This is a genomic window from Dehalococcoidia bacterium, from assembly GCA_035528575.1.
Classification (GTDB): domain Bacteria; phylum Chloroflexota; class Dehalococcoidia; order E44-bin15; family E44-bin15; genus DATKYK01.
In genome coordinates this window covers 1-10,715 of sequence record DATKYK010000003.1, presented here as the reverse complement: position 1 = coordinate 10,715, position 10,715 = coordinate 1, and the positions used below count along the sequence as shown (strand labels likewise).

Sequence of the window (10,715 nt, the reverse complement as noted above, 5' to 3'; positions counted from 1 at the left end):
GCCTGGATCATAATGTAATTTTAAACTGCCCGTAACTGTAATTTCGTGGCAGTGACTAAATAAACGGGTAAATGGGTTTGTGTCTGGAATCACTTGGACGAGCTGACTTCATTGACCTTTCTTTATCATTTTGCTATATTTCACGTGCGGGGTGTGGCGCAGCGGCTAGCGCGCATGGTTTGGGACCATGAGGTCGGCGGTTCGAACCCGCCCACCCCGACCACAGATAGGAAAATTGAGGGGCAGTGCACATGGTTCCTGCTGAAACCTAAATCTGAACAAATAGGGGAATAGTGCACATGGTCTTCCCTGGGCGGTTTCGCAATTGAGACATGACACTGGATACCAAACCTCACACCGTGCCATAGACATCCCTTCAGTTCCCTGGTCAAAAGGTAGCTTCTGACACACCGGTCAGAAGGCAAGAGCCCCCACACGGTAGCCTGCTATAAAGGCATCCTTGACCGCTTCCTCTGGTATGCGGAACAGGAAAACTGGCCCGATGATGCTCGGCTTATCACTCAGTGGCAGATCATATTCCAGAGCCCTCACAGCCTTCTTCAACTGGGTTGTTCGAGAGAGCTTCCTCGCTGATAGCCCCATGATGAGGGAAAAAGTGGCCAAACCCAATCGCAAGATGATCAAGCCCAACACTCTAGAGCAGGTCGAGGGAATGTTGGCAGTATGCGAGTGGGGGATAAAGGTTTCAATATATAACTTCTGAAGCGTCCATTTAGCTCCTTACTAGCACAACCTCCCTTTTCAATCTTTCAACTACTTCATGAACCCCCACTCGTTCGGCTACATCACTAGCTTGACAGGTTGTAGCCTCTCCCAACTAACTAACACAAGCGGGCTTGTTAGAGACCTTGACAGCCCGCGAGCACAGGTCTAGCATAGCCATAGTAGTTGATATAGGAAATCCCCGATCAAACACAGGAGGAGAGCAATGTACCGACATAAAATACTGGAAGCAATATGTAAAGAAGAGGACCTTGCTCTCCGGGATTTGACCAGGGATTTCGTGAATGAGGAGATAATGCCAGTGCGGCAGCAGATCGATGATGATAAGGATCACGAGATCATAAGGAATATCCTTCAAGGGCTGGCTAACATGGGTTTCATGAGGGCTATCTTCCCGGAAAAATATGGCGGATCCGACATGCACTCAGCGGTAACTCTGGGGCTACCCTTGGAGGAGATCGCCCGTGGCGACTCCGGCATCGCAGTTGCTTTTGCCTGCTGTCTATGGCCATTCATGCCGGCCGTTTGGGTTAAGAATGAGGCAGTTCTCGATTATTTTGGCCCAATGTTTTGCGGTGACGACCTGAAGATAGGATGCTTCAACATGACGGAACCTGGTGGTTCATCTGGTGGAGGCGGGTGTGACATCGAAAACCTGGGGGTGCAAGGACGCAAGATCGCTACCAGAGCGGTGCTGGACGGTGACCAATGGGTGTTAAATGGGCAGAAAATATGGGCCACCAACTCTGGCATTGCCGATGCATACCTTATGGTTTGCACCACAGACCCCGGCCTGGGAGATGACGGGATAGCCCTGATCTACGTGCCGGGTGATGCCAAGGGACTTTCATTTGGCAAGTTTGAGAAAAAGGCTGGTATGGCTGCCGACCGTAATACGACAACCTATCTGGATAACATTCGGGTTCCTAAGAAGTTTCGACTGGTCGGGCCAGGTGAGGATGCCAAGTATTTTCACGCCAATCTGACCATAGGCAGACTTGCCAGCGCGGCGATGTCTGTAGGCAATGCACAGGGTGCCTTTGAAACCGTGCTGGATTTCACCGGTGATAGGGCAGTAGGCAAGGTAGCCAAGCCGATTCGCGACCATTCGATCTGCGCCGGCATGCTGGCCGATATGGCTATCGGCATCGAGACCGCCCGCATGGCCTATCTCTCTGGAAGCTATCGCTTTGATCATCCCGAGGAGTACGGGGCAATTCACTCACTGGAGCAACTCTCCACGGCCAGCATTGCCAAGGTCTACGCCGCAGATGTGGCGGTGACGGTCACCAACCGGGCGATGGAGCTGATGGGGAGCTACGGATATGTCAGAGACTGCGACGTGGAAAAATACTGGCGGGACTGCAAGATTATCCAGCTATGGGAAGGTGGGGCTCAACTGGGTCGCTTCGATGTCTGCCGCGCCTACTATGATCTACCTCTGTAAGCAAACGTGACACACGTACGGGACATCTGTGGCAAAGAATTGATAGGAGTGAGAGTATATGAAAAAGGACGAAATCCTGAGTGCCTTCCAAGAGGTGATCGAGGGGCCGAGAAACGTTTATTTGGACGAATGGGTCAAAGCGGGTGGAAAGGTCATGGGATATTACTGTTCGTACATACCGGAGGAGATCTTCACTGCTGCCGGCTTTCTGCCCTATCGCATTAGAGGAGCAGGGAGTGAGGACAGCTCTGACGGCGATGCCTATATGAGCGCACGAGTATGCACTTTTGTCCGTCACACCATCAGTTTAGCGCTGCGAGGGGAGTTCGACTTTCTTGATGGTGTGGTCCTGTTGCAGAACTGTGACCATATTCGCCGCGCCGGTGACCTCTTCGTTAAAAAAGTAAAATTGCCCTTTTACAGCATGCTTTCCGTCCCCAGAGCCCCCAAGGAAAGGCTCTTCACCTGGTATCTCGATGAACTTAAGCGGCTTAAGGCAGAGATAGAAGCTCATTTCGGGTTAGCCATAACGGAGGAAAAGCTGGAAGGGGCCATCACTCTGCACAATGCCACCAGGGAACGTATCCGCAGCCTCTACGACATGCGCAAAAAGGGTGCGCCGCCGATCACCGGGGAAGAGGCGCTAACCATCACCATAGCAGCCCATCTCATGCCCCGGGATCAATTCAACACCTTAATGGACGATTTGCTGGCTGATTTGACGAAAGCGGAAGGTGCCAGAGGCTACAGGGCTCGAGTCATCATTACCGGCAGCGAGCTGGACAACCCTGAATACATTGCAGGCATAGAACAGCAAGGGGCCTTATCGGTTGCGGAAGTCGTCTGTTTTGGGCAGCGATCCTTCGGGGAGTCAATTGAATCCGGGGTGGATGATCCACTGAATCGAATAGCCCGACACAAGTTCTTTCAGGTGCCTTGCGCCCGAATGGTGGAGTGCTTCGATGACCAAGTCGCTGCACTGAAAGATACGGTACGGGAGTTTAATGCCGACGGTATCATTTTTCAGCGGATGAAGTTTTGCGATCCCTGGGCAGGCGATGGGCACAATCTTTACTGGAGGATGAAGAAAGAAGGCATCCCGTTCTTAGGCCTGGAAAGGGAGTATCAGGTTCCAGCCTCCGGGCAGGTGAAAACCCGCGTCCAGGCCTTCCTGGAACAGATGGGCAAGTGACCTGGATGCAGAAAATAATCGGAAAGGGGAGAATATGGCTATACTGGGAAAAGAGCGACAGGAGGACTGGGAGGTCGTCTACGAAGGGGCAACCGGTTTAATCGATCTGTACCAGGAGGACCCTGAATCCAAGGGCATGAACGCGATAGTTGGGGGTTTCCGTGTGCTCATGGACGGTATGTTTGCAGCGATGGACGAGGGAAGGCCTGTCGTGTGGCATAACTGTGGGTGTTCGCCGGAGCTGATCAGGGGGCTAGAAGGCGTCCAGACTGTGCCGATCGAACTATTGACCGTGTTACAGAATCTGGTGGGGGAAGTGGACTATACCATAGCTTTGATCGATGAGGCGGAGGCGCATGGCGTGGCTCCGGAGGTCTGTTCCATAGACAAAGCGGCCGTAGGTACTGTCCTCAATGATCTTTACCCCGAGCCGGCCTGCATGCTGTACCACAACACGCCCTGCGATTCTCAGATCGCGGCTATTAAGAGCCTCACCGAGCTTACCAAAAAGCCTATGCGCCTTATGGACGTTCCCTACCTGTCTGGCGATCGTGAGGTCCAGTATCTAGCGAAGCAGTTACGGGAAGCTATTCCGTTCCTCGAGGAGCATACGGGCAGAAAGTTCAGCTGGGACAGATTTCATGAAGTGTGTGAGGAGTCAAATCGCACTGCAAAGTATCTTCGCGACTGGAATGAGCTTCGGCGGCACATACCCTGCCCGCAGGTGAGCAAACTCGTGGCCCTCAACACCGCCCTGCTGGTTGCCTTTTCCGGGGATCCCGAAGGCACCGCCATAGCCAAAGCGTTTCATGATGAGGCCAGGGAACGTATTGAGAGAGGAGAGAGCACTATTGAGGGAGGGGAGCTCTATCGTGCCGTTTGGTATCAAGACCCGGTGTGGTTTGACCTGCAGTTTTATGACTGGATGGAAAGCGAGCTCAAGCTGGTTATCCCCATGGACCTTTTCGGCTATTATGCCCCAGAGGCGCTTATCGATACTTCGACCCCAGAATCCATGCTGGAGGGCCTGGCGCGTAAAGACCTGAGGGTGCTGCCTATGTCCAGGCAATTTAAGGGTCCTATAGACTACTATATCGACGACTACCTGCGGATGTGTACCGACTATAAGGTAGACTTCGCAATCTTTGCCGGTCACGTCGCCTGCAAGCATGGCCTTGGGGGCATTGGCCTATTTCGGGAAGCCTCCCGGGAAGCGGACATCCCTCTCCTCTACTTTGAATTTGATATGTTTGATCCCAGGGTCACTCCGGTGGAGACAATCCAGGATGATATAACACATTATATCGAAGATGTGGTGAGGCCGAGGAAGGAGGCGGCTTGAAGAACGGGTTGATTACTGCCGGCATAGACATAGGCTCCACTACTAGCAAAGCGGCGCTGTGGATCGATGATCACCTGGGGTCTCACGTCATCGGCCCCAGCACAACGAATCCGCGTGCGACGGCACGCGAATGCTATGAAAGGGTTCTTCAGGATGCCGGACTGCAGGACGATGACGTTGCATATATCGTTGGCACAGGCTATGGTCGGGCCAAGGTATCTTTCGCGCATGAGAACATATCCGAGCTTTCGGCCCATGGAAGGGGAGCCAAGACCTTGCTGCCATCGGCGCGCACCGTCATTGATATTGGCGGACAGGATACCAAGGTGGTGCTTCTAGATGCCGGCGGGCAGATGCTCGAATACGTCATGAATGATAAATGCGCTGCGGGAACCGGCCGTTTCCTGGACTTTATTGCTCGCAGCCTAGGCATTAGTGTGGAGGACCTGGAGAAACTACATGCGAGTGGCGACTACCAGCCGGTAAGGCTCAGCAGTATGTGCAGCGTGTTCATTGAGTCGGAGGTCATCAACCTGGTCAACGATGAGGTTCCCCTGCCATTCATCGTCCAGGGGTTACATCGATCCATCGCCAATCGTGTCGCCGCCCTGGCCAAGAGGGTGGGTCTAGTGGAGGATGTGGTCATTACCGGGGGAGTGGCCAAGAATGCTGGCGTGGTGGATGCTCTGCAGCGAAATCTACGGGTCACACTCAAGACATTTCCCGACGGCGTTGACCCCCAGATGATGGGAGGCATCGGAGCCGCTGTCATAGCCAAGGAGATGTATCTCAAGCGAAATAAATAGATACGTACCGCTAACTTCTGAAAAGGAAAGGAGGATGATATGCCCTATTTCAAGGATTCCGATGAATGCGATAAGATTCTGGGCGGCTTCTTTCGTCAAATGGCGGAGGAAGTGAAGAAGGGAGATGAAGAGATCGTTGAAATACAGAACAAGCTGGCCGAGATCAGCCTGATCGTAAAATTCGTCTGGCGTGATCCTGTGCTGACCCTCACAATGGACTTCACCCAAGATCCCTTCGAGATTCACATCAATGATGATACCATCACCCCGACGGCGACCTTCACTCTGACAGCAGACAATGGACACAAGTTCTGGCATGGCCAGATTAACCTGGCCAAGGCCTTAACCACAAAAACCATTGTGGCACGAGGCCCTATTCCCAAAATCCTGAAGCTGTTGCCTGTGATCAAACCGCTCTATATCAGATATCCAGCCTATCTGAAAGAACAGGGACGCGCCGATCTGGTGTTAAGCGAATAATTCATGAATCCCCTTTATCTAATACTTCGCACGGATCCGAGATATTTGAGAGCCATCTAGTAAACGAGGGTAGGATGATATCTGTTTGGGCCACAGACGCCCTAAACGATTGTCCTCAAAGGAAACACCGCTGTAGAGTTTCGGGTAAACAACACCGTCGCAAACCTGCTTGGTGCTCCTGTTTTATCGGGATTGGTGGGCATTGTAGCTATCGTGCTCTATAATATATACAATATACAGGGTCACTGCCGATTTGTAATTGGATGTGGCTTAGCCGGGTTATTGGATGACATCTCCTACCCAATGATGCGAGAGCAGGTAACATAAAGCGGTGAACAGAAATGGCGGGGTCTTATGTTGGAAGGTAGCCCGACATAGCATAGCAGGCAAGGTTGTTACAGAAATACACCTCCCATTTATGAGTGGTAATGTTCTGGCGCAATTATGAAGATATGTCTCCATATGCGCTTTACCGGTTCCATAATCCGTTTTAAAGTGAGGGAATTCGGATATTCCCAATGGAGTTAGGAAATGACCACCACCGTCCTTCTTGCCCGACACGGGCAAACCCATTCAAATGTTACTGGTTTCTACGCAGGCTGGTCGAACGAATACCTGAATGAAGTTGGCTATACCCAGGCACGCCGCTTGTCTTCGAGGCTTGCCAGCCTCCCCGTCTCCGCAGTCTATACCAGTCCACTTCGTAGGACATTCTCTACTGCAACGATTCTCGCTGAACCTCACCGGCTTGAGCCAGAGCTATTGGACGACCTCATCGAAATTAGGCTTGGCGACTGGGAGGGGTTGCATGTAGACGAGATCGAACGGAGGTGGCAGGAGCTCTGGCAGCAGTCGATGACTGACCCTACAGAGCTAACCATGCCTAACGGTGAGAGTTTGAGGGAGGTAACCGATCGGGCAATTCGAGCACTTGAGTGGGTGGTAGGAGGCAACCGGGGCAAGCACGCATTAATCGTTACTCATGAAGTTGTGGTAAAGGTATTAGTGGCGCATGTTCTCGGTGTATCGAATAGTATCTATCGCGGGTTTGAGATCGGTAATGCGTCGCTCAGTGTGATACGAGTTACCAATAGTAGTTATCAGCTCGCCACTATAAATGATACGTCGCATTTGGAGTGATTGCGTCAGCTTTGATAAGGGCCACTAAATAAAGAACTATTACGGTATCCGAGTAAGACGGTTCAATACTACCCCGTTCGCATTCGGTGGAAACATAATTCACCAGGCAGGGCTAACCTCTTTTTGGGCAATTTCGTAGGGTGGGTAAATGCCAAAGGGGCAATGAGCAGTGGGGAGGACGGCACACAACATGCCAGGTAAGGGAGATCGGTTCTTTTACGCTGGCACCAGTGACAAGGTTGCTTGAGCGAGGCAATGACCAGGAGGTGAGAATGAAAGCTCAAATACTAAGGGGGATCTCTCCAGTTGAAAATCGGCCTCTGGAATTAGTAGATATGCCAATTCCCCAACCGAGGTCAAAAGAGATCTTGGTGAGGGTTTCGGCCTGCGGGGTTTGCCACACCGAGCTGGACGAAATTGAGGGAAGGCTCAAGCCCAATCTCCCGATAGTTCTAGGCCATGAAATCATTGGCCGGGTTAAAAGCCTGGGTTCGGGGGTGACTAGATTCAAAGTCGGAGATAGAGTGGGTATTGCCTGGATATATTCTGCCTGTGGTAAATGCCATTTCTGCAAAGAGGGCAATGAAAACCTGTGCTTTGATTTTCAAGGAACCGGGTGTCAGGCTAACGGCGGCTATTCTGAATACACCACGGTCTCAGAAGATTTCGCCTACTTGATCCTCGACAGGTTCACTGATTCCCAAGCAGCACCCCTTTTATGCGCCGGGGCGATCGGTTTTCGCGATTTCAGGCTTTCCGGGGTTAAACCTGGGCAGAGCTTGGGCCTTTTCGGGTTCGGGGCCTCAGCCCACATTGTGATTCAGTTAGCCAAATACCGGGGTTGCCAGATTTTTGTATTCACCAGGAGCGAAGAGCATCGAAGTCTGGCTGAAAAACTGGGAGCAGTCTGGACCGGTAGAGCGGAAGATGATCCCCCTCAGAGGCTTACCTGCGCAATCGATTTCACCCCAGTAGGAGAGACTGTGCCTAGTGCCTTGAGAGTGCTCGAAAAAGGCGGGAGGTTGGTAATAGCGGTGATTAGAAAGAGGAATCCCATTCCACCTTTAGACTATGCCCGGTTGCTATGGGATGAAAAGGAGATAAAGAGTGTAGCTAACGTCACCAGAAAGGATGCTCAAGATTTCCTTCCCCTGGCTGCTGAGATCCCCATCATCCCTGAGGTTCAAGAGTTCGGACTGGAAGAGGCAAACGAAGCCCTCGTTTTACTGAAGAAAGGGAAGATCCAGGGAGCTGCGGTACTGAGAATGGATTAACCAACCTAAAAAAAGTTTTTCCTTCTTAACGTTGCTGCTAAATAAAACAACAAAGATACGAATAGGTAGAACTCAAGACGATACGGAGGCGATTTCCCGCATTCTGATATATTCGTTATGTAAAGAATATTTTAAACGAAGCTATATGCTGGGCTACCAACTGCAAGTCTGCCGAATCAACTATATCAGTGCCAGCACCATGCTAATAATAGGGAAGTAACTAACAATCGAAACTTGTTTACTTTCCTACTCCCCCTTTACTGATCGCCCTCTCTCTATTAGCCACCCAGAATGCTCTTCGCAGCACTCAGGATTTAAAAACATGCCTATTGCTAAGGTATCTCCCAGGTGCATGCCTCTGTTACGGTGATGAGGTATATGTTGCCATTTTCTAAAGTCTCCAGGGTGCTCTCTGGCCAGCCTGGCTTGAACCACTCCCACACCATGGTAGCCTCATCGTAGTACCACACTACTACTAGCGCATCGGGCTCCGTGTAGGTAGGCAAGTCAATATCCGGGCAATTATAAAGCCTGGGGAAAACCGCCGTTGGGTCTTGGATGAGACCATGCGGGAACTCCCAAGTGGTACATATTGTCGGAGTAGGAGTAGGTGTTGGTGTAGGAGTTGGTGTTGGTGTAGGTGTTATTGTTGGCGTTGGTGTAGGAGTAGGTGTTGGTGTAGGAGTAGGGGTTGGTGTTGGTGTAGGAGTAGGGGTTGGTGTAGGTGTTATTGTTGGCGTTGGTGTAGGAGTAGGTGTTGGCGTCGGTGTTGGTGTAGGAGTAGGTGTAGGTGTTGGAGTAGGAGTAGGAGTAGGTGTAGGCGTAGGCGTAGGTGTTGCCCCTGCGATGCAAAATTGGCCGTCATCCACTGGGCTAGGTATTATCGGCTGTGGATTGCCTGCCGTCGCATCGTACATAGATGTTATAGCAATATCCAGGTCGCTGCACTCGCCGGCACTACCTTCTGCATGTAATGTCACTGTAGCAAACAGCAAATCACCACTTGGCCCGGGTGAACTCCCTGTGGCCCACGTCATGGTGGTGACACCGCCCGCGGTATTGCTAAAAACGGTGCCAAGAACTCCAGACGCTACACCGGCCACTGTAACAACAGCGGTATTAACTGTAAGCGTTAGGGTAGCTGAACCTATGCCGTTAGCTTCATCGGTATTTATTCTTAGTTGGACATCGGCATTGCCCCCAACGGCTACATCTAAAGCGTCTTCAATAGATACCGATGTGCCTGGGTCGGCCAGTGCTACCGGCATCGCCGTTAACATCAAGGCAATCACCGACGCCAAAACTACGGCTGATATCTTCCTGATTACCATTGGCACACCTTCCTTTCTATTTATCATTTTTACATCTCATTATCATCCCTTGTTCAGGGAATATACGTTCCCCCAGGGAATGCTGTAATCGTCCCGACAAGGTATTGCGCCACCAACTGCAGGTCTGCTGCGTCAACCGTGCCACCGTCATTGACATCGGCAGCGAGAAAATCATCGCCAGTCAGCGTTATAGTATGCACTATGTGCTGGGCTACCAGTTGAAAGTCTGCCGAATCAATAGCATCATTGCCACTGCCAAGCGGGTGGACATCACCCTCCAGTCTCACTGTCCCAATACAGAAGCTGCAATCGGTAACTGGGCTTGGCGTTATCGGTTGTGGATCGCCCGCCGTCCCATCATACATCGATGTTACCTCGATATCCAGGTCGCTACATTCTCCAGAACTGCCTACCGCATTTAATGTAACGGTGGCAAATGTTACGGTACCTGTTGGCCCAGGCGAACTCCCTGTGGCCGTTGACATGGTGGTAGTGCTACCCACCGTATTCGAGTAAACAGTGCCGAGGTCCCCAGCGGCTATATTGCCTACAGTAACAACAGCCGTATCAACGGTAAGCGTTATGGTAGCTGAACCTATGCCATCTGGATCACTGGTACTTATGGTAATATCGACATCACAAGAGCCACTCACAGGTACACTCGGACAGCAATCAACAGCTACCGAGGTGCCTGGAGTAGGTGTAACTGTTGGCGAAGGAGTAGGTGTAGTAGTAGGAGTAGGCGTGGGTGTGGGTGTAGGAGTAGGTGTAGTAGTAGGTGTAGGTGTAGTAGTTGGCGTAGGCGTTGGCGTATATGCAATCTTCTGGCAGATGGCTTCCTTGAACATGCCAGTATCCAGTCCAACATCATACACCCACCCCGGTGTGAATGGCGGGGCTATGGTACCGGGCTGGGGCCATACAATTTCGTCCCGCAACCAAGTTATGTCCGCGGGTAT

At 51.5% G+C, this 10,715-nt stretch carries 10 protein-coding genes and 1 tRNA gene; 8 read left to right on the top strand and 3 right to left on the bottom strand.

Annotated elements, in window-relative coordinates:
- Window positions 1-147 precede the first annotated feature (147 nt).
- Window positions 148-223 (top strand) — tRNA-Pro (locus tag VMX96_00125).
- A 191-nt stretch (window positions 224-414) separates the two neighbouring features.
- Here VMX96_00125 and VMX96_00120 read toward each other — a convergent pair.
- The gene (locus VMX96_00120; GenBank protein ID HUU62321.1) at window positions 415-645 is read right to left on the bottom strand and encodes a hypothetical protein; all 231 of its coding nucleotides are present in this window, start codon (window positions 643-645) and stop codon (window positions 415-417) included.
- A gap of 304 nt (window positions 646-949) precedes the next feature.
- Here VMX96_00120 and VMX96_00115 point away from each other — a divergent pair, with 304 nt between their 5' ends.
- The 7 genes from VMX96_00115 (at window position 950) to VMX96_00085 (ending at window position 8,425) form a co-directional block, all read left to right on the top strand.
- Window positions 950-2,191, top strand: a complete 1,242-nt coding sequence (locus VMX96_00115; protein ID HUU62320.1) for an acyl-CoA dehydrogenase family protein — start codon at window positions 950-952, stop codon at window positions 2,189-2,191.
- A 58-nt stretch (window positions 2,192-2,249) separates the two neighbouring features.
- Window positions 2,250-3,383: a 2-hydroxyacyl-CoA dehydratase family protein gene (locus VMX96_00110; protein ID HUU62319.1), complete on the top strand. Its 1,134-nt coding sequence runs from the start codon at window positions 2,250-2,252 to the stop codon at window positions 3,381-3,383.
- Between the two features lie 34 nt (window positions 3,384-3,417).
- Window positions 3,418-4,725 (top strand): 2-hydroxyacyl-CoA dehydratase family protein, encoded by a 1,308-nt coding sequence (locus VMX96_00105; protein HUU62318.1) that lies wholly within the window; start codon window positions 3,418-3,420, stop codon window positions 4,723-4,725.
- Window positions 4,722-5,531, top strand: coding sequence for an acyl-CoA dehydratase activase (locus VMX96_00100; protein HUU62317.1), 810 nt, complete (start codon window positions 4,722-4,724; stop codon window positions 5,529-5,531). Before VMX96_00105 ends, VMX96_00100 begins: the two co-directional genes overlap by 4 nt.
- A 39-nt stretch (window positions 5,532-5,570) precedes the next feature.
- A complete protein-coding gene (locus VMX96_00095) occupies window positions 5,571-6,011 on the top strand; it encodes an SCP2 sterol-binding domain-containing protein (protein ID HUU62316.1) in 441 nt (146 codons plus the stop codon).
- A gap of 531 nt (window positions 6,012-6,542) precedes the next feature.
- Window positions 6,543-7,151, top strand: a complete 609-nt coding sequence (locus VMX96_00090; GenBank protein HUU62315.1) for a histidine phosphatase family protein — start codon at window positions 6,543-6,545, stop codon at window positions 7,149-7,151.
- Window positions 7,152-7,423: 272 nt separating this feature from the next.
- On the top strand, window positions 7,424-8,425 hold the full coding sequence (locus VMX96_00085; GenBank protein ID HUU62314.1) for a zinc-dependent alcohol dehydrogenase family protein: 1,002 nt from the start codon (window positions 7,424-7,426) through the stop codon (window positions 8,423-8,425).
- Between the two features lie 332 nt (window positions 8,426-8,757).
- Here VMX96_00085 and VMX96_00080 read toward each other — a convergent pair whose 3' ends face one another.
- Window positions 8,758-9,783 (bottom strand): cohesin domain-containing protein, encoded by a 1,026-nt coding sequence (locus VMX96_00080; protein ID HUU62313.1) that lies wholly within the window; start codon window positions 9,781-9,783, stop codon window positions 8,758-8,760.
- A 26-nt stretch (window positions 9,784-9,809) separates the two neighbouring features.
- A partial coding sequence (locus VMX96_00075) for a dockerin type I repeat-containing protein (protein HUU62312.1) occupies window positions 9,810-10,715 on the bottom strand: 906 nt, incomplete at its 5' end.